This window comes from Ruegeria sp. BF6, assembly GCF_056538665.1.
The window spans coordinates 88,102-110,416 of the sequence record NZ_JBQFTN010000010.1 but is presented as its reverse complement, the minus strand read 5'-3'; the positions used below and the strand labels follow the sequence as shown (position 1 = coordinate 110,416).

At 57.2% G+C, this 22,315-nt stretch carries 23 protein-coding genes and 2 pseudogenes; 5 read left to right on the top strand and 20 right to left on the bottom strand.

Annotated features, from left to right (window positions below):
• Positions 1-2 precede the first annotated feature (2 nt).
• From ACR0IM_RS18065 to ACR0IM_RS18055, 3 genes are all read right to left on the bottom strand, one after another.
• The gene (locus tag ACR0IM_RS18065) at positions 3-530 is read right to left on the bottom strand and encodes a phage tail protein (RefSeq protein WP_480595058.1); all 528 of its coding nucleotides are present in this window, start codon (positions 528-530) and stop codon (positions 3-5) included.
• Between the two features lie 26 nt (positions 531-556).
• Positions 557-2,155, bottom strand: a complete 1,599-nt coding sequence (locus tag ACR0IM_RS18060; protein WP_480595054.1) for a phage tail sheath family protein — start codon at positions 2,153-2,155, stop codon at positions 557-559.
• Between the two features lie 401 nt (positions 2,156-2,556).
• On the bottom strand, positions 2,557-3,453 hold the full coding sequence (locus ACR0IM_RS18055; protein ID WP_480682753.1) for an AfsR/SARP family transcriptional regulator: 897 nt from the start codon (positions 3,451-3,453) through the stop codon (positions 2,557-2,559).
• Positions 3,454-3,977: 524 nt separating this feature from the next.
• On the opposite strand from ACR0IM_RS18055, the gene ACR0IM_RS18050 reads away from it, so the two are divergent.
• Positions 3,978-4,130, top strand: coding sequence for a hypothetical protein (locus tag ACR0IM_RS18050; protein WP_480595044.1), 153 nt, complete (start codon positions 3,978-3,980; stop codon positions 4,128-4,130).
• Between the two features lie 656 nt (positions 4,131-4,786).
• On the opposite strand, the gene ACR0IM_RS18045 is transcribed toward ACR0IM_RS18050, so the two are convergent.
• From ACR0IM_RS18045 to queC, 12 genes and pseudogenes are all read right to left on the bottom strand, one after another.
• Positions 4,787-6,337, bottom strand: a complete 1,551-nt coding sequence (locus tag ACR0IM_RS18045; protein WP_480682752.1) for a polyamine aminopropyltransferase — start codon at positions 6,335-6,337, stop codon at positions 4,787-4,789.
• 76 nt (positions 6,338-6,413) lie between these two features.
• A complete protein-coding gene (locus tag ACR0IM_RS18040; protein ID WP_480595034.1) occupies positions 6,414-7,001 on the bottom strand; it encodes a hypothetical protein in 588 nt (195 codons plus the stop codon).
• An 18-nt stretch (positions 7,002-7,019) separates the two neighbouring features.
• Positions 7,020-8,324, bottom strand: coding sequence for a rhomboid family intramembrane serine protease (locus ACR0IM_RS18035; protein WP_480682751.1), 1,305 nt, complete (start codon positions 8,322-8,324; stop codon positions 7,020-7,022).
• 7 nt (positions 8,325-8,331) lie between these two features.
• Positions 8,332-8,721, bottom strand: coding sequence for an adenosylmethionine decarboxylase (gene speD, locus ACR0IM_RS18030; protein WP_480682750.1), 390 nt, complete (start codon positions 8,719-8,721; stop codon positions 8,332-8,334).
• A 283-nt stretch (positions 8,722-9,004) separates the two neighbouring features.
• Positions 9,005-10,576, bottom strand: a pseudogene (locus ACR0IM_RS18025) (GMC family oxidoreductase).
• Between the two features lie 51 nt (positions 10,577-10,627).
• A pseudogene (locus ACR0IM_RS18020) lies at positions 10,628-11,112 on the bottom strand (Twin-arginine translocation pathway signal).
• 26 nt (positions 11,113-11,138) lie between these two features.
• Positions 11,139-11,534, bottom strand: a complete 396-nt coding sequence (locus ACR0IM_RS18015) for a VOC family protein (RefSeq protein ID WP_480595024.1) — start codon at positions 11,532-11,534, stop codon at positions 11,139-11,141.
• A 104-nt stretch (positions 11,535-11,638) separates the two neighbouring features.
• Complete coding sequence (locus ACR0IM_RS18010; protein WP_480682749.1) at positions 11,639-11,932, bottom strand: ribbon-helix-helix domain-containing protein; 294 nt, start codon at positions 11,930-11,932, stop codon at positions 11,639-11,641.
• Positions 11,933-12,167: 235 nt separating this feature from the next.
• Positions 12,168-12,632, bottom strand: a complete 465-nt coding sequence (queF, locus tag ACR0IM_RS18005) for a preQ(1) synthase (RefSeq protein ID WP_480682748.1) — start codon at positions 12,630-12,632, stop codon at positions 12,168-12,170.
• 15 nt (positions 12,633-12,647) lie between these two features.
• The gene (gene queE, locus ACR0IM_RS18000) at positions 12,648-13,358 is read right to left on the bottom strand and encodes a 7-carboxy-7-deazaguanine synthase QueE (protein WP_480682747.1); all 711 of its coding nucleotides are present in this window, start codon (positions 13,356-13,358) and stop codon (positions 12,648-12,650) included.
• Positions 13,355-13,708: a 6-carboxytetrahydropterin synthase QueD gene (gene queD, locus ACR0IM_RS17995; RefSeq protein WP_480642607.1), complete on the bottom strand. Its 354-nt coding sequence runs from the start codon at positions 13,706-13,708 to the stop codon at positions 13,355-13,357. The genes queE and queD overlap by 4 nt, the downstream gene beginning before the upstream one ends.
• The gene (gene queC, locus ACR0IM_RS17990; protein ID WP_480682746.1) at positions 13,708-14,409 is read right to left on the bottom strand and encodes a 7-cyano-7-deazaguanine synthase QueC; all 702 of its coding nucleotides are present in this window, start codon (positions 14,407-14,409) and stop codon (positions 13,708-13,710) included. The genes queD and queC overlap by 1 nt, the downstream gene beginning before the upstream one ends.
• A gap of 225 nt (positions 14,410-14,634) precedes the next feature.
• Between queC and ACR0IM_RS17985 the strand changes: the two genes are divergently transcribed.
• Positions 14,635-14,868: a hypothetical protein gene (locus tag ACR0IM_RS17985; protein WP_480682745.1), complete on the top strand. Its 234-nt coding sequence runs from the start codon at positions 14,635-14,637 to the stop codon at positions 14,866-14,868.
• Positions 14,869-15,108: 240 nt separating this feature from the next.
• Here the strand turns inward: ACR0IM_RS17985 and ACR0IM_RS17980 are convergent, their stop codons facing one another.
• Positions 15,109-15,801 (bottom strand): winged helix-turn-helix transcriptional regulator, encoded by a 693-nt coding sequence (locus tag ACR0IM_RS17980; protein WP_480682744.1) that lies wholly within the window; start codon positions 15,799-15,801, stop codon positions 15,109-15,111.
• 98 nt (positions 15,802-15,899) lie between these two features.
• On the opposite strand from ACR0IM_RS17980, the gene ACR0IM_RS17975 reads away from it, so the two are divergent.
• Positions 15,900-16,706, top strand: coding sequence for a class I SAM-dependent methyltransferase (locus ACR0IM_RS17975; protein WP_480682743.1), 807 nt, complete (start codon positions 15,900-15,902; stop codon positions 16,704-16,706).
• Between the two features lie 79 nt (positions 16,707-16,785).
• Here the strand turns inward: ACR0IM_RS17975 and ACR0IM_RS17970 are convergent, their stop codons facing one another.
• The gene (locus tag ACR0IM_RS17970) at positions 16,786-17,490 is read right to left on the bottom strand and encodes a DUF1868 domain-containing protein (RefSeq protein WP_480682742.1); all 705 of its coding nucleotides are present in this window, start codon (positions 17,488-17,490) and stop codon (positions 16,786-16,788) included.
• A 347-nt stretch (positions 17,491-17,837) separates the two neighbouring features.
• Here ACR0IM_RS17970 and ACR0IM_RS17965 point away from each other — a divergent pair, with 347 nt between their 5' ends.
• Both ACR0IM_RS17965 and ACR0IM_RS17960 read left to right on the top strand, forming a co-directional pair.
• Positions 17,838-18,008 (top strand): hypothetical protein, encoded by a 171-nt coding sequence (locus ACR0IM_RS17965; protein WP_480595000.1) that lies wholly within the window; start codon positions 17,838-17,840, stop codon positions 18,006-18,008.
• Positions 18,005-18,883 carry a DMT family transporter gene (locus tag ACR0IM_RS17960; protein WP_480682741.1) on the top strand — a complete coding sequence of 293 codons (879 nt, stop codon included), beginning with the start codon at positions 18,005-18,007 and terminating at the stop codon, positions 18,881-18,883. Before ACR0IM_RS17965 ends, ACR0IM_RS17960 begins: the two co-directional genes overlap by 4 nt.
• A 90-nt stretch (positions 18,884-18,973) precedes the next feature.
• Here ACR0IM_RS17960 and ACR0IM_RS17955 read toward each other — a convergent pair whose 3' ends face one another.
• The 3 genes from ACR0IM_RS17955 to ACR0IM_RS17945 are packed head-to-tail and all read right to left on the bottom strand — an operon-like array spanning position 18,974 to position 22,311.
• The gene (locus tag ACR0IM_RS17955) at positions 18,974-19,984 is read right to left on the bottom strand and encodes an Ldh family oxidoreductase (protein WP_480682740.1); all 1,011 of its coding nucleotides are present in this window, start codon (positions 19,982-19,984) and stop codon (positions 18,974-18,976) included.
• 12 nt (positions 19,985-19,996) lie between these two features.
• Entirely contained in the window at positions 19,997-20,626 is a 630-nt protein-coding gene (locus tag ACR0IM_RS17950) for a DUF3726 domain-containing protein (RefSeq protein ID WP_480682739.1), read from the bottom strand.
• Positions 20,623-22,311: a hypothetical protein gene (locus ACR0IM_RS17945; RefSeq protein ID WP_480682738.1), complete on the bottom strand. Its 1,689-nt coding sequence runs from the start codon at positions 22,309-22,311 to the stop codon at positions 20,623-20,625. The genes ACR0IM_RS17950 and ACR0IM_RS17945 overlap by 4 nt, the downstream gene beginning before the upstream one ends.
• Between the last annotated feature and the right edge of the window lie 4 nt (positions 22,312-22,315).

The window sequence follows — 22,315 nt, the reverse complement described above, 5'->3', positions numbered from 1 at the left end:
CATTAGTCCTCAGGGTCTGTGAAGCTTTCTTCGGTCGGCTCTGTTACGGCCTGATCACGTTCCCACCCTTCGTTTTCCAGTTTCAGGGTCTGGATCGCGACTGCGTTGGCCGTTGCATCAAGCTCGGGTAGGGACTGATATTCCGAAGGCCAGCAGCGCAACACGTTGTAGCTGATCGCAAGCTGCCCGGCTTCGTTGTAGAGCTCGATGATGATGTCCTTGCGAAAATCTCTGAGCGACACTTCGGCGCCCAGCCCCGAGCCCAGGTTCCAGACTTTGTTCGCCCATTTCTCGAACTCGGTATCGTGGGTCACCCCACGTTCCAGAGTGATGGCCTCGAACTTAGTCTGGCCCGGTGATTTTCGCACGGTAGACGGATCACCGCCTTCACGGTGTTCGACGACCTCGGTGGTTCTGCCAAGCGCGCTGATCTTGCTGACGCCTGCAACATATCGACCGTCCCATTTCACGCGGAACTTGAAATTCTTGTAGGGGTCGAAACGTTCGGTATTGACGGAAAACTGTGCCATTGCCCTGCAATTTCCTTTCTGCCGGATCAGGTTTCGATATCGCCGGCCATTTGCTGGATCTTAAGGACGACGAATTCAGCCGGACGCAGAGGCGCAAAGCCCACGACGATGTTTACAATGCCGAGATTGATGTCGTTTTGCGTGGTGGTCTCGCTGTCGACCTTGACGAAATATGCGTCGCGGGGTGAACTGCCCTGGAAAGCGCCCTGCCGAAACAGGTTACGCATGAAGGCGCCGACGTTCAGACGTATCTGAGCCCAAAGCGGTTCGTCGTTGGGTTCAAAGACGACCCATTGTGTGCCACGGTAAAGGCTCTCTTCGATGAACAGTGCAAGTCGCCGTATCGGAACATATTTGTATTCGTCGCCCAGTTGATCGGCGCCGCGCAACGTGCGGGCGCCCCAGACTACCCGCCCGGTAATCGGGAATGCACGGAGCGAGTTGATACCCAGCGGATTGATCTGCCCGTTTTCGTCGTCGGTGAGCTTGACCGAGAGACGCTGGACCCCGCGCGTTGCTGCGTCGACACCGGCGGGGGCTTTCCACACACCACGAGAGACATCGGTGCGCGACCAGACCCCTGCGATGATACCGCAGGCGGCAAAGGTGTCCTGCTGACCCTGTCTTAACGGATCGGACATGACTACACGGGGAAAATAAAGCGCTGCATTGCGGGCCCGAACCCCGGTGAGATTCAGCGCCGCCAGCCCGCCAGATGCCGCCGACGCGCTGGTCCAGGCCGCAGGGGAATCGACGATCATCATGGCGCGCCGCTCGACGCAGTAATTCAATGCCTCATCGTAGACAGGCTGCGGTGTATCCCCGCCACGCGTATCGGGCGGTATGCAGAGGATATTGAACAGGTCCGCGTCTTCCAAAGCGTAGAGCCGGGTTTTCCCGGCCCGGCTTCCGGTGAAATCGGTTGTCGATGTCAGAAACGCGCTGTCCTCGCCATCTGTCGAAACCGGGCTGGATAATGAGTCGTCTGTCCAGACGGTAGCGGGGTCCACGATGGGGTCATCCGCCGTCGGGATTGCTCCGGCAAGCGGGCTGGGTGCCCGGATGAGCGCCGATTGTGCGGCAAGAACACGGTCGACGCGACGCTGGCTCTCGGCAACCGTCAGGTTCACAAAAACCTCCTGCGCACCCGTGACCGTGTCGCGCACCGTCAGATTGAACAGATCAGCGCTGGTCAGGCCTTCGGCATCCACCCATGGCAGCGGGTGCGGGGAGGCCTGTGTCGGCACGTCGTGGTCGATCCGCACCCGCAGATTGTTCGCCCAGGCGCCGGGGCTTGCAGCTGCAAGTGTTAATCCATTGGCGTCGATCTGAGCAGTATCGGAGCCACCCCCGGCAGCGGTAGTGTAGGCCCGGACTATGATGGCTTGACCGCCGCCATTGGCAAAGAAATCGCGCACGGCGTAACTCATCGGGTAAGCGATGCCCAAGCCGCCGAAATTGCGCTCAAAGTCGCCGAAATTGTTAATGATAAATGGCGTATCGATGGGCCCTTTCGACGCTCGCCCAAGAAAGGCGGTTATCGACGTGGCCACTCCTGCAATTGTGCGGACACCGCTGGGAATTTCCTCGATATAGACGCCGGGATACGTCAGGACTGCGGGCATGGCTGAGCTTCCTTACGATTGGGGAAATCAAGTTTGATGGGAGTTTTGACATTGCGGTTTGACAGGGGAGGCATACCGCGCGAAGCCGATCGAAAGCGGGCCGATAAACGGCCACGATCAATCTCGTCGTTGGGGGGTCGGATCTGTCGCATGACGTCGAACGCTCCGCTTCCGGATGAAATTCCACCCATGATAGCGCGACGCTATAACGACCGGATTATTCGATAATCCAACGTGGGCCACGTTGCTGTTTGCCAGCTCTTGCCTGACTCTCACACAGCCATCACACAACTCTCAAACGCTGAGTTTTGGTCTATGTGATCTCCGCCAGCGAAAACGCTGCTTCACAAGCTTCTGATAACGGATGGATAGGAAGCGTTCGGTTCGATAACCCTATCGGTTCAAAGCTCACCGAGATCGGGTTCAAGAATGGTGCCGAGAACTGCGTTGCGCTGCGCGCCTACTTCTCGCAGCCGCTGATTGATACTGGACGCGGCGGTAGTCGAGCGTGCGTTCCTGCAGAAGTCTGGTCCAGTCGATCTGTCTTTGCCGAGGATGTAGCGATAGAGCATGGTCGTTTCCGCCATCGGGTCCACGTCTATTTCTTCGCGCAGTCTGCGCCTGAGTGTCAGGTATTGCTCAATCGCCTTGCCGCGCTGACCGTTCATCACATAAAGCCACATGACGGCGCGTTGCGTAGTTTCTTTCAGAGCGTCGCTTTCCAAAATGATCGATCCACAAGCCAGTGCCTCGTCCAGACGCCCCGATAATGCGTTGTCCCGCATGAGAATGGTCATGCCCCGTTCAAAGAGACAGCGGTACCGCTCCCGTTCCCGCATGACCCAGTCACTTGCCGCACCTTCCATAAACCCGTCGCAATACTGGGTTAGCGCGCACTGCAACTCGTTTCGCATCTCACGCACAAGCGGTCCTTTTGCAGCCGCAATCGTGCAGATTTCGACCTGTCGTGCAAGGTTTGCACAATCCAGAGCTACCTCAGACCCCATGTTCATAACCACCGCTGCTTCGCTGGCCCGAACGATGGAGACCTGATCGTCTATGTTGGAAGATTTCAGCGAACTGTTGATCCGCCACAACGCAGTATTGAGTGATGCTCGGGACCGTGAGCGCGTTTTCTCTGGCCAGAAGATTTCGGCGATACGCTCGCGGCGCTGGGACGCATCCGAATGGACCGCCAGATAGCTGAACAACTCGCGCGTAATTGGGCCTAAATTCTTACAGACCAAGCGCGGCCCGTTATAAATTGATAAACCGCCAAATGTACGGATATGAATCATTTTTGGTAGTCCCGACGTCCAGAAATTGACTAGTCGAGCCGATGACCCGTTATTGCTAGAATCCACAGGCGGCAATTCTACCACAAAGTCTCTTCCTTGTAATGCCCTTGGGTTGAATTCACGGCCCGGGTCACACCCAAATTCTGCGCATCTTTGAAATTCTGCGAAATGTTCGTGACTTGGCGGTGTTGCGCTTTTTTACGGGGTCGCAGGCGGTGCGAGATAGCCAGAGAGATCGGCGAAAATTCGCCGGGGGTGGTGTTGAAAAGCATCCCGGGCCGCAGTTTGGGACGTGACTAACCCTTGCGAACAATCCTGATGATGCTTTCGTCGTTAAAGTCCAGGCGCTCATTCAACACCTGTTCATCCATTATGTCGCGTTGGAAAAAGTAGGATCCGGTAACCCGGTGAGTCAGGTAGTAGTCGGCGATTGCAGCGATGGTGATATTCAACCGGGTCCGTAAATATCCGAGGGAAACCCGAACGCCTTTCATCCCGTGTGCTGATAGAAAAGGGAGGGCATCATGTCATTCATCATGAAATACATCGAACAGAAGGTGATAACCCTTCGTAACCTGCTACTTGCATCTGCCTATGGGGTAGGGTGTGTTGCGGTCTTGACCCTGCTGGGAGGCATGGCGCGTGGCGCATGGGCCTTTGATCTCGTCAGGGATTGATGGATTGTAGTCTCAGTTCAAGGCGCGACCTGACTTCGCCTGGGTGGAACTGGCGCTTCGAACAACCGGTTTTTGTCGGAGACACAATCCGCGCTGAACTACACGTGATTGGAAAGCGCAAAACCTCATCCGGTTGGAGCAGGATCGCAGCTTCCAGATTCTTTGTTTTCAACCTGGAGGGGCAAAGGGTGTAAAACAGAATGATTGAGTTGATCTTCGACCTGTGATCGAAACCGAACCAAACTGAGATCAAGGGAAATACCCGTAGCGGGCCGTTGACAAAGCCGGAAAGACGCTTGGTTTCATGCTGTCCAAGCGTCGGAACAAGGCTGCGGCGTCTAAATTGGCAGGGATCGAACTGGTCAACAGAATCCGCAAAGGTCAACTCACCCCCAGGCTCTGTCCATTTCAGCAGTTTAATAAGTTAGCCGGTTAATCAACATTGGCGGAAACACTGCCGTCCAGTTTAACTCTTGGGACAAAACCCATCCTGTGTGCCGAAGCCGGGTTGCGGGCAATTGGCCAGATGGGTGATGTATAGGGCGCATCGCAAGCAATCAGCGCCGAATACGCTGATCGCGGAAACTGGGCTAAACTCTGTTCTACGTTGTTAACCGTAGAATACGGTGCCCGAAGTACTCAATTGCCAGTGTACCTCAATAGCCGGATACATCGCGCGAATATTCGTGGTAGATGCCGGGGTCAAAAATCGAGTTGACGGCAAGTTCACGCTTGGGCCGAAGATCATCGGAAAACACCTGGGCGGCCGCGAATACTTCAGGAGTAATGAACTTAAGGGTATCGGGCAGGTCACCCAGCGTTGATGCTGGATCATTGGTAGCAAGATTGTATCCCCAGATTCCGAAAGAGGGGATCGACATCTGATAGTTCACGACCTTCGGAAAAATCTCGGACAAGGTTTCTGAAACGGTCCAGTAGGTATGGGGCGAAAAGAAGGGCGAGCTGCTTTGCGTGACCAGCACACCGTCCGCTGTCAGAATGCTCTGAACCATGGCATAAAACTCGACCGAGTAGAGTTTCGACAGAGCCTCGTTATGGGGATCGGGGAAATCGATGATGATCCGATCATAGGTCTGATCCGTGGATTTGACATAGTTGAACGCGTCGGTGTTGTGGATGTTCAGTGACGACGCATCCATGCTGTTTTCGTTCAGACGGGCGATGGGGGCCAGATTACGCCCCAGATCGGTCATCGCGGGATCAAGGTCGACCAGATCGATGCGCGTCACGCTTGGGTATTTCAGGATCTCGCGCACTGCGAGCCCGTCACCCCCGCCCAGCAACAAGACGGATTTGGGGTTTTTTTCGCCCCAGGACAGGACGGGATGAACCAGCGCTTCGTGATACCGATACTCATCCGCTTCGGCGAATTGCAGATGGCCGTCGATAAAAAGGCGAACGTCGTTCTTTTGCCAGGTGTTGGTGACAACAAGTGACTGGTATTGCGACTGTTTGCGCCAGACGATGCGGTCAAAATACAGGTGGTCTTGCGCAAATGCGGTGATACGCCCGGCCAGCAAGGTCAGTACGAACAGCAGAACAATGGTGCCAATTGCGCAGGCCAGCATCCGTTTGGGCGCGTCCAGCTGGTCGCGCAGACACAGAACGCTCAGGACGGCAACCATGGCGTTGGTCAGGCCAATGGCGAACGAAGATGAGATCAGCCCAAGGGACGGCAGCAGCAGAATGGGGAACAGAACCGACCCGCCAAGCGCACCGATATAGTCCAGCGATAGCACATCGGCGATGGACTCCCGCGCAGTGCTGCTCTCTGACAAAACCCGCATCAGCAGGGGAATCTCCAGCCCGACCAGAAATCCGATGGCCGAGATAAAGGTGAACATGCCGACCGTGTAGAACCAAGGTGCATATGGAAAGAGCATGAACAGCGACACGCTGCACAGACCACCGATCAGCGCCAGGATCAGCTCAACCCAGATGAATGTCTGGATCAGGTTGCCGTGGAAAAACCGGGACACGTAAGACCCGACGCCCATGGCGAACATGAAAAACCCGATAGTCAGCGAGAATTGATAGACCGAATTGCCCAGCAGGTAGCTGGACACCGTCCCGATGATCAGTTCGTAGACAATGCCACACAGGGCAACAACCAGGATTGCGCCAAGCAGCACCATTGCCTGCCGGCGGGGCAGATCCGTGTAGCGTAGTGTCATAGTGTCGGTCATACAAAAATCCGAGAAACTGGAAAGCCCGGCGTGATTGATGCGCCGGGCCTTGATGGGTGTTGTGTTTGCGCAGTTCTTACTTACCTGCGCGCAGACCGCCGGAGCGGGCGCTGCGCGGGGCCGAGTAGCTGGTGCGCGGGGTAACGGTGCGGTTGTTGAAACTGGAGGCGCTGATGCCGGCCGAACGCTGACGGCTGATCAGGTTGCCGATCAGCGCGCCCGCCAGGAATCCTGCGCCCGAAAACCGCAGGCCAGCGGATTGACCGGTCGTGTCGGTAGCGATCAGGCGGTTATTCGCCTCGTCGATCTCGATGGTGAAAACCTCACCTTCACCCGTATCACGAATGCCGTTGGCATTTGGATCGGCGTAGCCCGAGAACTTGGCGTCGGACAGAATTTCCAGACCCAGCGGTTTGTCGTAAAACCGCGGCTCCGAGTTCATCACCTGCGTCAGATAGCCGGTGAATTCATCTACCTGCTCGTCAGAGGCTTCGGCGATGCTGTTGGCGTCCAAATACTCTTGGTATTGGATGATGGTGAATTCGGTGCGGTCCAGAACCTGCCCGAGATCAGCAGTCTGTTCCGATTTCGGTGCCAGGAAATATGAATAGGCCGCAAAGCCCAGAACGCCAATTATGACGATCGTTTTCAGTTTACCAAACATTGAATACTCCTATGAACTTCAGTCTGTCTTTTGGGTTGTTCCAAGATCGCGGCTCCACCAGACCTGATGCAGGTCTTTGCCGTAGAACTCTTTGAGCTCACCGCATTTTGTCAGGCCCTGCGCCTGCAGATCCGCCGCGTTGACGTCGGAGAGGTCAGATGGAACGGCCAGAACGGCCATGCGGTATTTCTGACTGCGTGCCAGCGAAAGCTGTTGATCCAGCCCGCTCAGCCCGGCGTTGGTTTCGCGCCAACGCAGGCCCGCCACGTCGTCAGTTTCGGGTGCCTTGTGAATCTCAAAGATCGATAAGCCGGTATTCGCAGAGGGATCCGCGCACGGTGCCTCGGGTGCTTCGGGATTATCCAGCCCGTAGACGATCTTGGCTTCGTTCGGGCCATGATATCCGTGCACGGTCAATTCGATGGAGGCGCCGAACTCTTCATAGAGTTTATGTGCAGCGGCATAGAGTTTTTTGCCGAACTCTTCATAGTCGCTGGTTTCGATGAATATCTTGCGTACCTGCAGTTGCGCCAGCTTTCCCAGCAGATCGTTCAGCATCAGGGCACCCAACCCCTTTCCGGTGTGGGCCTGATCCAGATAGGTCCAGGACAGCCATGCGACGTCTGGCACGTCTTCGTCCAGGCTGTAGCCGATCAGCCCAACCACGTTGCCCTTTTCCTGAAGGACGAACATGTTGTCCGTCCCGCCGTCCACGAACGTGCTTTCAGCCTCGGCCGCGTCATCCTCATCGGTCTGAGCGATGATCTGGATGGCGGAAGACACGTGTCGCCACTCCATGGGTTTGAGCTTGGGCCCACTCGAGCCGAAAAGGGCGTTAAACATGGCCAATCCTCCGCCGATCAAGGCGCTTGCGATATGGGTGAAAACAGCGATCTGAGAATGCAGGAACAGCCACTCGGCCCCGAGAACGATACAGATCAGGGCCAGCGTCCAGCCGCGCCGTTCCGATCGGCTGACGACAATCAAGCCATAGGAAACCAGACCGTATGCAACACCGGACAGGCCGATAAACCCCGGCCCGACCAACAGCATCTCTACCGTTGTTCCGGCGAGGGCGAACAGGGCGACCAGACCCAGTGTTCGAATCCTGCCCAGGATGGGTTCGGTAAAGCTCCCGCCGACAAGGATGAGAAGACAATTGAGCGTCAGGTGACTCAGATCGCCGTGTCGAAACATGAACAGCAGATGATCGGAAAAACTCACGATAGGCGCTGAATACCGGACCGGACCCAGCAACGCATAACCCGCAATCGCGCTTAGTATGAGGCCTATCGTAACCGGGCATCTGCGCAGCTCTTCCATTCGCCTTTCAGTGGCCCACCGCCACAAGCCGATGCGTCGCGTGGCCAATCAGGCCTCGACGAATGGACTGCACATTCACGCGTTGCGGGCGGAAATAGGATTTCAGAACGTCCAGGCTGAGTTGCGGTCTTGCGTCGCCACACATGAAAATATCGATGGCGGCATATCCATGTTCGGGCCAGGTGTGGACCGAGATATGCGACTCGGCCAGCAACGCGACCCCGGTGAACCCTGCCCGTCGCCCGAAATCATGGGTATTCACCCCTAGAACACGCGCTTTGGCGGCAATCGCCGCGCGTGTCAGAGCGTCTTCGGCGGGAACGGGATCGTAAAGTGCGCTCGAGTCGAAGAAATCTGCTATAAGGTGTGTACCCAGCGAAGACGAAGTGCCGTCCATAAAAACCAATATCCCAAAACTCAAACTATTGGGTCATGTCTAATATACTGTTCCGTATCGTCAATATCAGTTCGTGCTGGTCTGAGGCCAAGTATCATCTTGTGACAAAAAGACACAACTAAAAGGAGATGTGTGACTCAGTCAGTTGCTGGTTTTGACCCGGTCTCTCGGTGTTTCCTGCATCCGTTTGGAGTTGATTTGCGGCGGATAAACTTGGCTATGATACATGCCGTATGGCCAATCTACTGCACGACAGGCCATACGGGTTTCACATGCCTCGACCCTAAAGGTCGCCTGCATTCATTGCATTGGCCAAATGGTCGGCCTGGCGGATTGCCAGTGCCACAATGGTCAATGTCGGATTTTCCGCCGCGCCCGTTGTGAACTGCGAACCGTCCGAGATGAACAGGTTCGGGATGTCATGGGTTTGGCCCCACTTGTTGACGACACCATCGCGTGGGTTATCGGACATACGGTTGGTGCCCAGGTTGTGGGTAGACGGATATGGCGGCGTGGGGAATGTCCGGGTCGCACCCGCGGCCTCGTAAACGGCCTGACCTTGTTTGTAGGCGTGGTTGCGCATGGCGATGTCATTTTGGTGATCGTCAAAATGCACATTCGCGACCGGCAACCCGTATTGATCCTTCACCTCCATGTTCAGCGTCACACGGTTTGTCTCCTGTGGCATGTCTTCGCCGACAATCCACATACCGGCCATGTTTTCATACCCGTCCAGTGCGGTGGTGAATTCACGCCCCCACGCACCGGGATCAAGGAACGCTGCCATGAACGGAAGGCCGAGTGACAGGGTTTCAAGTTCGTAACCTCCGACAAACCCGCGGCTCGGGTCGTGTCGCGATTCATCCTGAATGATGCCAGCCATGGTTGTACCGCGCCACATCCCTACGGGCTTGTCGAAAACTGCGTAGACGGACCCCGTCATGTGCCGCATATAGTTGCGCCCGACCTGACCAGAGCTGTTGGCCAATCCGTCCGGAAACATGGACGACGCGGAATTCAGCAGCAATCGAGGGCTTTCGAATGAATTGCCCGCCACGCAGACAACCCGCGCCATTTGCATCTGAAGGTTCCCGTCGGCGTCAAAATACTCGACGCCGGTGACTTTTCCGGTTTCGTCATGCAGAATGCGGGCAACATGCGCCTTCTCTCGGACTTCCAGATTGCCCGTGGCTTCGCCCTCAGGGATGTCGGTATAGGCCGCCGACCATTTGGCACCCCACTTGCACCCCTGGAAGCAGAAACCTGTCTGCTGGCACATCTGACGATCGCGGTTTTCGTCTGAGTTTATTGCCATGCGACCCGTGTGAACCTGCTCGTAACCCAGTGCCTTGGCGCCCGCCTCGAACACTTTTTAGTTGTTGTTGCCGGGCAGCCCAGGGCGATCGCCGGTCCTTGTCACGCCCAGCTTGTCCTCGGCCTTGATGTACCAGGGCTCCATTTCCGCAGCATCAATGGGCCAGTCCAGTAGGCTTGCACCCTGAACGTCGCCATAGGTGGTTGCCGCCTTCCATTCGTGATCCTGGAACCGCAGCGATGCGCCCGCCCAGTGGGTCGTCGTGCCGCCAACAGCTTTTACGATCCAGGCTGGCAAGCCCGAGAAGTCCTTGGCCACCCGCCAGTCCCCGGACGTGGTGCAGGCGTCCAACCACGCGAGCTGACCATAGCTTTCCCATTCGTCGTTGATGTAGTCATCCGGCAGGTATCGGCCGCCTGCTTCCAAAGCTACGACGCTAATCCCTTTCTGCGCCAGTTCGTTTGCCAGAACGCCGCCACCGGCGCCGGTTCCAATTACGACAACAACGCTTTCGTCGGTTCGGTCAAAAGGTGCCGTCATGGTGCCTACCTCCGCTTATAGCCAGTTTATGTCGTCGAAGCCGCGGTTGATTTATCCGCCGAATTCGAATGAAGAGCCCTCGTAACTAATGATCGGTCAGACCGCTTTCTGGTTATAAAGCCCGGTAACAAGCCCGCCCCGGATTTGCTGAAAGAACGGGCCGTTCTCGATCCTTCGCAGAATGTCGATCCGATCGCGTTCCCAGCCGACATCCAGATAGCTGGCATATCCCTTTCCCTGAGCCGCCGCATCCAGCGCGGCAATACCGGCCTCGATGCCTTCGGCTGCTTCGGTCGTGTCATAGCCTTTGACCGCAATGACATAAAACTCGTCGCCGACCTTGTCGTGCGAATAGATGTCCCGGGCCATCTGGACGAGGGTTGCAAAGGTCTCCGGCTTCAAGACTTGGGTCTGGGTCGCCCAGGCCGCGGTGCTTGAGGCAAGAAAGTCTGCGCCGATAACAAAGGATGCCCCGTCGCCGTTGCGCGGGACAATAGCTGACGCCGTGTGAGTCCCTTCAGGTCCAAGTCGTGCATTTCTGTTTCTCCTCCCATTGTTCTTGTCACTTGAAACGCCCGCTGCGTTCGAGAACCTCGATCTGGTATCCGTCCGGATCTGCGACGAAGAAGAAGCGCGCGATAAGTTCACCTGCCGGGGCGAATTCAACGATCTTGCGGAGTTGCAGGCCTTCGGCCTCGAACCGGGCGTGTTCGGAAACCAGATCATCAACGGACACGGCCAGATGGCCATAGCCGTCGCCAATGTCATAAGGTTCCCTCCGATCCTTGTTGATCGTCAGTTCAAGTTCGAAATCGCTTTCGTCATTGCTGAGATACACGAGGGTGAAGTCTGGAAAATCAAGCCGGTCGGCAACGTGCATGCCGAAGCCGTTCCTGTAAAACCCGATGGATCGCGCTTCATCCAGAACGCGGATCATGGAATGAATGTTCTTGGCCAAGCCGTTTCTCCCGTCATGTGTTTTATGACAGGTTACAGGGGCGATGGCCGGGTTGGGGTAGTATTGACTTACTACCTGTCGATCATGACCTTTGTCAGCAGGCGCTACTCGGCAGCGATGTCTGTAGCGTTGTCCGCGCTCTGCATTTCTAGAAACTTGAGACGGGCACAGCGCAGAAGCGAGGTAAAGTTCTCGGGCTCTCCCTGTAGCTCCAGAACCACGGAATGCAGTTTGGAAATGAAAATTGGCGTGTTCGTCCCTTCGCCTTTCGAGATGTCACCAATGACTGTCCAAAAGGCGTTCTCCAGCCGGATGCTGGTGCTTTGACTGTTCAACCTTAAACTGCGGGTCTTACTTGCGTACCGTTCCGGGTCCTGCCTGGCAAAAATCTGGCACATGTTCTCCGCCCCTTTCCGCAAAGCCGGGTGGCTTTGTCGTTTCGCGGCAATATCTCGATACTGCGCGACGCCATGCCGTGCATTCAAACAGCACTTGGCTCAAAGTCAAATCAAAGTCCGGAGAAGGGGTGTCAGATGGTCGGACAGCGGTAAATCCTGCGGGAAATGCGTTCGCAACAGAGCCGCGCGGTGATACACCTTTGGCGCGGTTCCGCTCTGTAGTTATTGTGATTGTCTAGCCGCGACCGCGATAGGGTGGTACGCCCTGATCGGGAATCCAGACGTGATCGGGTGTGGCTCCGGTTTGCCAAAAGACATCGATGGGAATGCCGCCGCGCGGATACCAGTACCCGCCGATCCGCAGCCACCGCGGTTTCAGGAATTCGACCAGACGGCGAGCTATGGACACGGTGCAATCCTCGTGAAACGCGCCGTGGTTGCGAAACGATCCCAAAAACAGTTTCAGGGATTTCGATTCAACCAGCCAATCGTCCGGCACATAGTCGATCACCAGATGGGCAAAATCCGGCTGCCCGGTCATCGGGCAGAGCGAGGTGAACTCGGGCGCGGTGAAGCGCACGCAATAGTCGATATCGGCTTGCGGGTTCTGCACTCGCTCAAGCTTTGCCAGCTCGGGCGATGCGGGCAGTTCGGTTTTCCCGCCCAACTGGGTCAGGTCGCTGTAAATGGTTTCCATCATGTGCTCCTTTCAGGGTCAGACCCCGCGTTTGTTGCCCCATAGCAGGACGTGCAGTTGCGGCAGAACCCGTGGGGCGAACCAGCCATCGGCGGTCACCTTTTCCACCAGCCACAGCAACCGGTCCGACAGGGTTTGCGGATCGACGGGCAGGTCGGGCTCGACTTCCGAGTTGCCCGGTTGCAGATAAAGAGGCAGCGCCGGATAGCGGTCGGCCACGGCATGGGCCCAATCATAATCAGCCTCGTCGAAGATCACGATTTTCATCACCACCTTCGGACCATCTTGCGCGGTGTCTAGACAGGCATCGAACGCGACCCAGTCCACGGTTTCGCCGCTTGAGGGCGGTTTCGGGCTGAGGACGAGAGTGTTCAAGTCCCCAAACCACGGCTTTGCAATCGAGCCCTGGGTTTCGCAGGCAAACCGATATCCTTCGGTTTGGCCCCGCGCGATCAGCGGGCCAAAGTCCTGAATGGCCGGGTTTCCCCCGGACAGCGAGACGGTCAGGGGCCGCCCGCCCGACAAGGCGCGTACCCGCTCCCAGACTGCATCCGTGTCCATCGCCGCCCAATTATGGCGATAGTCTCTATCGACCGCGTGCAGGCTGTCGCACCAGCTACAGCGATAGTCACAACCACCGGTGCGCACGAAAACGGTAGGCTCTCCGATCAGTGCACCTTCGCCCTGGATCGTGGGGCCGAAAATCTCGGCAATGCGCAGGCGGGTCATGGGCGGTACTCGGCCCAGGTCTTTGGCGTTTCGCTGACCCGCACGGCGGCGGTTTCCGGCCAGCGCGCGGCGCACCAGTCATAGAAATGACGCGCCATGTTCTCGGCCGTGGTCAGTATGTTCATCACGTCGTTCAGGTGGCGATGATCGAAGGTCTCGTCGATATAGGTCTTGAGCGGATTCAACTCGCCATAGTCGCGCACGAACCCGTCGGCGTTCAGTTCGGGCGCGGCCAGTTCGACCTCGACAATATAGTTGTGCCCATGCATCCGCGCGCATTGGTGATCATCGGGCAAATGGGTCAACTGGTGCGAGGCGGAGAAGTGGAACTCTTTGGTGATCCGGTACATTAGGCGGTTTCCTTCTGCGCCATTGCTGCGACCCAGAAATCGGGATCTTCATAGGTGGTCGGATCTGCAACACCGGCCAGATGGAATGCCTCACGCCGTTCAACGCAGGTGCCGCAGCGCCCGCAGTGATGTTCGCCGCCCTTGTAGCAGGACCATGTCTGCGCAAAGGGTGTGTCCACACGCGCGCCCTCGGTCACGATGTCGGCCTTGCTTCGATGGACAAACGGGGTGAACAGCAACACGTCGGCATAGCCGTCCAGCGCGTGTTTCTGCATCGTCTCGAAGGCTTGCGTGAAGGTTGGGCGGCAGTCGGGATAGATAAAGTGATCTCCGCCATGCACCGCTGTTGCCACTGCATCGGCCCCGCGTGCTGCGGCGGCCCCAAAGGCCACGGTCAGCATGATAGCGTTGCGGTTGGGCACCACGGTCACGCGCATACTGTCCTCGGCATAATGCCCGTCGGGCACGTCCACATCGTCGGTCAGCGCCGACCCGGTCAGAACTGCCCCGACCGAGCGCAAGTCGATGATGCCATGAGACACACCCAGCCGCTGTGCGCAGAGTGCGGCATAGTCCAGCTCTTTGCGATGACGCTGGCCATAGTCAAAGGAAATCAAGCCCGCCAGCTGGTGGTCGCGTGCAACCATATGTGCCAGCGACACCGAATCCAGTCCGCCTGAGCAGATTACGATCGTCTTCATGTTTTGAACCCTTGTTTTGTTACCCGGGTAGGCTGCGACCGGGATGCGTCCTGTTATACCCGGGAACCGGGCGTGCCAAGACAGATTTGCGCAAAGATTGTCCCTCCGGCATCCGAACTGCGGAGATTGGTTCATGTTGCAATTGAAAGTGCGGCGGTATCACAGGCCAATGTAACCGCAGGCGCGCATGAACTTGCCCATGAACTCATCTAAGCCGGGGCCAGGGTGATTGCGGGCCACGGGACCCATTCAGCCCAACTGTTGGAATGGGTTGACGGCAAACCTGTTGTGTATGGGCTTGGCAGCTTCTTCTGGAATACGCCTGACACCTGTGCGAAAACTGTACTCCCGGTTACAGCAAGCCAGCGCTACTTGTTTTCCATGACACTGGTGGGGACGCGGGTTGTACGATCAAGATTCACCCTCTTGTTCCGGGTAGCATGGCCACCAAGCTTCTGACGCGCCCCCAACCTTTCCAGCTGAATTTGCGGAGGCGACAAGCCATTTGGCAGCCTCTCTTGGTGTTCCGCTGGCGTTGGGTTTTGGTGCTTGTAGCGCACATGTGTATTTGCAAATGGACTGACGACTCTACTTACCCGCCGAGCGTCATTCTAGTCGGCGTGTTTTTCTGTCTGTAGCCCAGTGTGCCGTGAACCGTAGGAGAGGTTGCTGCATTTCCGACAACGACAGCTTGGAGCCTCAACAATCAGTCTGACGGCATGACTTGATGGTCGTCAGCGGGCTGAGATTAAGCCATTTTATGAAAGCCTGCTTTGCCCAACCATCACCAAGAATTTCCAGCCTCTGGGTTTCTGTTGCCTTGGATGGGGTGATATCTCCCCTAACGATGTAGATGGCGTCCGGAAGTGTACAGGCCAAGTATAAGTTGACGCCGCCACCAGGGTCCTCGACGCAAAGCTCACACCGCCCATTCCTGTTCAGAAACCACCAATACCGTTTAGCTTTCGTTTGATCGGTCAGTTCCAGCCGAATGAGGCAGCGTTTCGTGCCGAATGCGTTGGCGTCGGTTGTGCTTTCAAGGCTCCAAACAAGCAATCCCAGGTCGATCTCATGTTCTTTGAGTTGGCGCCTTGTCCATCGTTGCCCCCAGATACCAAGAGCCTCGACCAGGGGAATAAACTCACGTCCAGCGTCGGTCAGCGCATAGCCCGGGCGCTTTTCGCCATTTTCCTGGCGCGCAACGACCCCCTCTTCGATGAGCCATTTCAACCGTGAAGACAAAAGGGACGGCGACATCAACGGCACGCCGCGCTTCAATTCGGAATACCTGCGGGGGCCAGCCGCAAGATCACGGATGATCAGAGCATTCCAGCGCTCGCAAAAGAGCTCAGCCGCCTTGGCGACCGGGCAGAATTGGCCATAGGATTTCATCCCGCGCCACCTGTCCCGTTACTACAGATTTTGGACTATATCCTTGGAACCACAGCGTGTCACTATTGGCCAGAATGCAAAAAAGATGCGGGTGGATCATGATAAAAGATGCTGCATCTGCGGGTCAGGTATCAAAAACCGCAGCTGAGATTTACGATGAGTTCTTTGTTCCGGCACTGTTTGGCGAATGGGCAGGGCGCTTATGTGAACGTGCCATAATCACACCGGAAAATGCCGTTCTGGATGTTGCCTGCGGTACCGGTGCCACAACACGTGACGCCGTCGCTCGGGTTGGTCCGGCAGGCCGCGTCGTTGGTCTGGACCGAAATCCGGATATGCTTGACGTGGCGCGCAGGCGTGCCCCAGAAGTCGACTGGATCGAGGGCCGTGCCGAGGCTCTGCCGTTTTCGAGCCGTTCATTTGATGTCGTTCTCTGCCAGTTCGGGCTGATGTTCTTTGACGACAGACGCCGAGCCCTTGAGGAAATGCGGCGCGTGTTGCGGCCCGGTGGAAGGATTGCGGTATCCGTCTGGGATAAAGCCGAAAACTCACTCGGATATGCCCGCATGATCGAGCTGATAGACGAGATGTTCGGTGCCACCGCCGCAAATGCGCTGCGAGCACCTTTTGTCCTTGGTCGCAAGCAGTCTTTTGCCAATGTTCTTGGCGAAGGGGGATTGCAGGACGCTACCGTGACCACCATAACCGGCGCCGCGCGATTTGCATCAATCCGCGAATGGGTTCGGATGGATGTCCGCGGGTGGACATTGGCTGAGTTCATCGACGATGCCGGATACGAGGCATTGGTCGCGGAAGCGGAAAAACGGCTCGGACAATTTGCTGGCCAGGTCGGATCGGTGGAATTTCCTGCGCCCGCGCATCTGGCTGTGTGGACAGCTGAATGACGCAAGACGCAGGAATCAGGTGCATACGTTGGCGGCCCAAACCGACCGCTTTTTATGCGCGTGCCGTTGAATTGGCTGCTCAGGTATTCAACACTTGGATTTCTTCGAACCGCGTCATGTCAGCAAACTGACAAAAGGCAGGGGCCGTGAGTGGAATGACAGGCGCGGCATCTGCAAGATCTGCAAGGATTGCACTAAGTTCAGTTTCCCAGATGGGCAGCACAGAATCCGGCAGCCACTTGATTGGGTAGGCAAAGGTCATGTGGTGTCGGTAAGCGTCGTGGTTCTCGTGACGATACGCGAATGGTTCGGTCAGTGCCTCGCGCCAGGCCCGCATCTTCGCCTCGTCTTCATCTGTGGCACCTTTGAGTGCAAGGCCCGTGGGGCTTAAGCCTGCCACACGCACATCAAAATCCGGGGGTGCTGTAAAACCGGCGAGGCGATCGGCCATGGCGTCGGTAATGCTGCTTACAGATGCATCCCGGTCTAGATCACGGGGCCATGTGTCGGGTGTGCGGCGGGTTTCTACAACCCCTTCGAATACGGTCATGTGCAAGCTTTCGACAGGCGTGAAAAGAAAGCACTCGGCTTCTGGCAACGCCATCACTCTTTTGCGGGCGTCCAGTACTGCCTTGTGAGCCGGGTCATCGAAATCAAGATGACAGACAACGGTATTGCCGGCCTCGGGAAGGAATTCTTCGGTGTTGTATCGCTGGCCAAGCCGCCGTGGAGGGTCCGAGTTTCTGCTGGCTGCGAATGGTGCCACGTCAATGCTGAAAGACAAGGTAAAGCTCCGTTTTTTCAACACTCTATCCGAGGTCTGTTGCAAGGTCATGACCGGATCGAGTTTTTGGCACTAGAAAACTCCTTTCGTCGATTGGACTTTGAGCGTGCTCTAACTGGTAAAAAAGCGTCTTGGCGGAAAACTCTCTGCAATGAAAACTCGTGAACTCTTCAAGCGTCAGCTCGCTGTTGTACGCGTCGAGGGGGATCACACCGGTCCGCCGCGTCAGGCAATGCTGGAAACCCATCGAGATACGGTGCAAGACCGAATCTCGACTTTGAAGGATTGTCTTCACGACCTGGACACCAAGATCGTCGACTGCGATGAGCAAGAAGAAGGGAGGCAAAATGACGAACCAGAAACAGGTGGCCGAAGCACGACGTACATTCGACACGCGTATCTCGGCCGGGTTTAGCCGAGGTATCGATCAGAAGGTGGTAGTCGAGCGGGCGGACATTGCCTTTGCGCGAGGCGTGGCAAAGCAACTCTCGTGGTATTCAGAGGCGCATCAACTATGACATCGCCAATTCTTGTTAAACTTGCCTTGCTTGTCTTCACCGCGGTGACCTTTGTCGTGATCGGTGACACCGCGGGAAAGCTTCTGACCAGCAGCGGTGTCGATCCGGTCATCGTTGCTTGGTCGCGCTTTGCCCTGGGCGCAATTCTGTTGTCGCCATTCAGTGGGCTCTCGGCAAAGGACTTCCCAAGTTTCCGAGACTGGCGTGTTCTGTTGCGGGCGTGTTTTATCACCGGCGGAATATGCTGCATCCTGACGGCGTTACGAACCGAACCGATTGCTAATGTCTTTGGTGCATTTTTCATCGGGCCGGTGGTTTCCTATGTTCTCGCCATCCTGTTTCTGGGGGAAAAGCAATCGCGCCGCCGCACTATTCTGCTGGCAATTGGATTCGCAGGGGTAATGCTGGTTGTGAAGCCGGGCTTTGGCGTATCTTCCGGTATGATCTTCGCGCTTGCGGCTGGTGGATTTTATGGGGCCTATCTGGTGATGACGCGAACACTTGCAGGTGCCTACCGGCCCCGGTTCCTGCTGATGTCCCAACTTCTGATCGGTTCGGTGCTATTGACGCCGCTCGGCCTGACAGCGACGTTTCACACGCCCGACCTCTCGGTCGCTGCGTTGGTCCTGTTAAGCGCAATTGGTTCTGCCGCGGGCAATTACCTGTTGGTGATCGCAAACAAATCCGCCGAGGCCAGTCTCATCGCGCCATTGGTCTACAGCCAATTGGTCTCTGCAACGGTGCTTGGAATTCTCGTTTTCGGAGATTGGCCGGATGCCTATTCGTTGTTTGGCCTCGCGCTGATCGCATTTTCTGGGCTTGGGTCTCTGATCCTGCATCAATCGGACAAGTGGGCTTCAGCCGCCAAGGGATGAACAATTGGTGGTAGGTCCATGGTTCCTTAAGTTCTCGCGGTCCATGTGCGCTCGAAAAGTGGCAGATGAAAACGCCACTGTGCCGATCACCTAGCGCAAAAGTGCCTCAATCCTGGACAGAGTTGCCGTGTTCACTGCGACACCCTCTTTTTGGGCTGCCAGACGTTTAGCCCCGCGACCGTCACCGGGCAGATGCGCCCCGTCCTGAGACCGGATGGACTCGACCAGACCGGCGACACCTGTCTCGAACGATCCTCCTGCTGTTGCGCCCGGATCTATCGCTATGAAGAACTGGCCGGTTTTCGGCGGGCCACCTGCAGTTCCTGAAAACGGCGAGGCATTGATACCCAAGGTGGCTCCGGTCAAAGCCGCAGCCAATACCTCGACCATCAGCGCGACGCCAACGCCTTTGTATCCGCCCGATGGTGCCATTGATCCCTTGAGGCCAACCTCGGGATCGGTGGTCGGGTTGCCTTCGGCGTCCAGTGCCCAGCCAACCGGGATCGGCTTGCCTTCGCGCGCATGTTTCATGACCTCGCTTTTGGCAATCGTGCTGGCGCTCTGGTCGATCAGCAACGCTGGTTGCCCGTCGGTCCCCGGGACAGCAACAGAAAACGGATTGGTGCCCACGACAGGTTTCGAGCCACCAGACGGGGCAATCGAGGCCGGCGCGTTGGTAAACCCCAGCGCGACCAGTCCGGCCTGTGCAAGCCTGTAGGTGTGATAGCCCAGAACACCGCAGTTGTAGCTGTTCTTGATGGCCAGAACCGCAACGCCTTGTTCCCGCGCGGCGTCGATCAGAGCGTCAAACCCCAGATCAATGGCGGAATGGGCAAAGCCGGTTGCCGCATCAACGGTCAAAACGCCCGGTCGGGGGTGCGACAGTACAGGCTTTGCCAGCCCATCGACCTTGCCGCACTGCACATGCTCACAATAGATCGGGATATATGCCAGACCGTGACTTGCGACGCCGTCCGCCTCGGTCGCGGCGGTTGCTTGCGCCAGCGGGCGGGCATTGGCCTCGGATGTGCCAGCCGCGACCAGCGCGCGGAAGGAAAGATCTTCTATTTCGGCGAGGGTTAGGGTTCGGGTGTCGGTCACTTGGATTTCTCTTCAGTCGTTGTCAGAAAGCCCGGCCCCTGCGCCCAGCAGGCGGGATTCTTCGGTTGCGGGGGCGTATGTGCGGTGGGCAATTCGGTTCAGAGCATCCCAATCATCCAGCGCGGGTTGCGCGCGCGTTTGCCGTTTGCGCAGAAGCTCAGGTGCAACACCTGGTGAAACGGTGACCCGTCGGGCTGCGGTGGGCAAAACATCGTGGACGGCAAGGTGATCTCCGTCTGTGACTGCAAGTGTGCCGTCGATTTCGACGCTTACCCAGCATTTCAGAACACGCGCCGCATTGGCGGCAAAGGGCAGCAGTATCTCCGGTGCAACAACGTCCCGCATCTCAACCGGGGCGGCCTTCAGCAGATAAGCGCTGTCGGACAAGAGAGGCCCCGCCGACAACGGACACAGGTCACTGTCGCCTTGCCACAGGCCATCAACCTGTTGGGGGCGGTGCGCGGCAAGGTCCGAAGCCAGCCCGAGCGACAACAACCGGGCAAGAGCCCCGGCGCCATCCAGACCTTGCGCACACAGCCAACGTGCTGCTTTTGACGCCTCTTCGGCCTGTCCCCAGGAATAGCCCGCCCCGCGGGTTGCGCGTTTGGCCGTTGCCTCCATCTCGTTCAGTGAGAAACTCATGCTGGCACCTCTGGATAGACCCAAAGATCGGCGTTTTCGATGGTCAGTTCTTCGGGGTAGGGTGCACCGGCATACATGCAAATGCGAACCCAGCGATCCGAACGCGGATCGAAATGAGTAGCCCCGAAGAACGACAGCTTTGCCCGCAACATGTCGAGAGGCACAACCGATGCGCCGATCGTGTTGTCCCGGATTTCGCCATAGGGCGCGGTGCGGGTCATCTGGGCTCGCCGGACGGTGTGGCGATGTTCAGGATGACGCAGCAGGAACTCTGCAACTGGCACGGCGCCGTCCCATTCGATCAACTCCGCATGGGCCGCCGCTGCGTCCCGGGCCGGGGCCAGTGGCTGTTCGTAGTCCTCGATGGGTTCCTCGAACCGTTCACCCATGCGAGGCTCCAGCTTTTCTTCGGACACGTACCAAGCGCGGGCGCAGTTTTCACGGGATGCCCAATCCAGATCCAGCGCCCAACCAAACGCGCCTCGAATCAAGTCACGTACTTCGCTGATCGGCATAGCCCCATTGATCACAAATGCCTCGGCATTACCGTCAGCCATGCACGAGGCCAAGCCGTCCACAAGATCTGCGTAGGGCTCAAGGATCAGCGAGGCGAGATACTCCTGTCCTTCTGCGCTGAGCGCGGTTTGAGACCAGATCACCAACCGGTTCCAGGGGTGGCCGCTGGTCAAACCGTCCTGGTCAAGATAATCCGAGATCGCCTGGAGGTCGGTCTTCAACGCCGCCAGTTTTTCGATTTGTATGGGATGGTCAGACCGCCACCACGTAATCGAAAGCTGGCTGCGTTCGAATATTTGACGAAAGTGATCGATCTCGTCCGCAGTCGCGGATTCCACGGATCGGACGCGCGCAATTGCCTCTTCCCGTGCCATGACCCAGTTGTTGAACAGGATGGGGTGATTGACAATGTACGGTGCCATGCCAAGGCCGGTGGAATTGCCGATGCCCAACCAATGCGAGATGTCCGGGTCCAGTTTTGCGGCTTGGTTGCCGCCTTTGGCATTGGCCATGTGTTGTACCAGATCCCGTACGAAGGCCCGGGTCAGAAATACTGACAGCATTTCGGCCTGAAAAGGTGCGCTGGTTTCCGAGCGGTTGGCGATGTTCTCGCGATCCGCCGCCCCAAACTTGCCCGAGCCATAAACGGCCGTCGTTCGCATCAGATAGCCGACCTGGTAGATTTGCTGCACATCCGGCTGCCGCCCTGCGGCCAGAGCATCAACGACATGCTCCCAAAGCCGGACCGAGCGGTTGGCGCGAGATAAGGACAGCTCGGTTTCATTTACGCGCCCGGCTTCCTGCAGGGGGACGTTTTTCGAAAGACGCTCAATATCGGCCTCGGTCGGGATGCCATCAAACAAAGCGAAGGTAGCGTCCCAGGCGTCGGCGATCACACGGTCCGAGCGTTTCTCGGACGGCAGGTCATGGGCGAAGGCAACCAACGAATACGCTCTTTCCGGACCTTGGGCGGTGTAGACTGCCGTCCCGACGCCATTGGCATCAAGGGCGAAAACGGGGCGTGAAAACGACCAGTTCTCCCGCGCCATGCGGCGGGTCAGCTGCCGCATGAAGCTCAGCCGACACTGGTGTAGCGATCCCAGTCGCGACAACCGCATGACGGTGGCGGGGTCACGTCGGTCAATGTGAATTTGCGCCTGTGTTTCCATTCGG

Bases quoted from the DNA above. Each gene is read 5' to 3' on its own strand.
- ACR0IM_RS18065 (WP_480595058.1), bottom strand. From the start codon at position 530: ATGGCACAGTTTTCCGTCAATACCGAACGTTTCGACCCCTACAAGAAT.
- ACR0IM_RS18060 (WP_480595054.1), bottom strand. From the start codon at position 2,155: ATGCCCGCAGTCCTGACGTATCCCGGCGTCTATATCGAGGAAATTCCC.
- ACR0IM_RS18055 (WP_480682753.1), bottom strand. From the start codon at position 3,453: ATGATTCATATCCGTACATTTGGCGGTTTATCAATTTATAACGGGCCG.
- ACR0IM_RS18050 (WP_480595044.1), top strand. From the start codon at position 3,978: ATGTCATTCATCATGAAATACATCGAACAGAAGGTGATAACCCTTCGT.
- ACR0IM_RS18045 (WP_480682752.1), bottom strand. From the start codon at position 6,337: ATGACCGACACTATGACACTACGCTACACGGATCTGCCCCGCCGGCAG.
- ACR0IM_RS18040 (WP_480595034.1), bottom strand. From the start codon at position 7,001: ATGTTTGGTAAACTGAAAACGATCGTCATAATTGGCGTTCTGGGCTTT.
- ACR0IM_RS18035 (WP_480682751.1), bottom strand. From the start codon at position 8,324: ATGGAAGAGCTGCGCAGATGCCCGGTTACGATAGGCCTCATACTAAGC.
- speD (WP_480682750.1), bottom strand. From the start codon at position 8,721: ATGGACGGCACTTCGTCTTCGCTGGGTACACACCTTATAGCAGATTTC.
- ACR0IM_RS18010 (WP_480682749.1), bottom strand. From the start codon at position 11,932: ATGTGCCAGATTTTTGCCAGGCAGGACCCGGAACGGTACGCAAGTAAG.
- queF (WP_480682748.1), bottom strand. From the start codon at position 12,632: ATGATGGAAACCATTTACAGCGACCTGACCCAGTTGGGCGGGAAAACC.
- queE (WP_480682747.1), bottom strand. From the start codon at position 13,358: ATGACCCGCCTGCGCATTGCCGAGATTTTCGGCCCCACGATCCAGGGC.
- queD (WP_480642607.1), bottom strand. From the start codon at position 13,708: ATGTACCGGATCACCAAAGAGTTCCACTTCTCCGCCTCGCACCAGTTG.
- queC (WP_480682746.1), bottom strand. From the start codon at position 14,409: ATGAAGACGATCGTAATCTGCTCAGGCGGACTGGATTCGGTGTCGCTG.
- ACR0IM_RS17980 (WP_480682744.1), bottom strand. From the start codon at position 15,801: ATGAAATCCTATGGCCAATTCTGCCCGGTCGCCAAGGCGGCTGAGCTC.
- ACR0IM_RS17975 (WP_480682743.1), top strand. From the start codon at position 15,900: ATGATAAAAGATGCTGCATCTGCGGGTCAGGTATCAAAAACCGCAGCT.
- ACR0IM_RS17965 (WP_480595000.1), top strand. From the start codon at position 17,838: ATGACGAACCAGAAACAGGTGGCCGAAGCACGACGTACATTCGACACG.
- ACR0IM_RS17960 (WP_480682741.1), top strand. From the start codon at position 18,005: ATGACATCGCCAATTCTTGTTAAACTTGCCTTGCTTGTCTTCACCGCG.
- ACR0IM_RS17950 (WP_480682739.1), bottom strand. From the start codon at position 20,626: ATGAGTTTCTCACTGAACGAGATGGAGGCAACGGCCAAACGCGCAACC.
- ACR0IM_RS17945 (WP_480682738.1), bottom strand. From the start codon at position 22,311: ATGGAAACACAGGCGCAAATTCACATTGACCGACGTGACCCCGCCACC.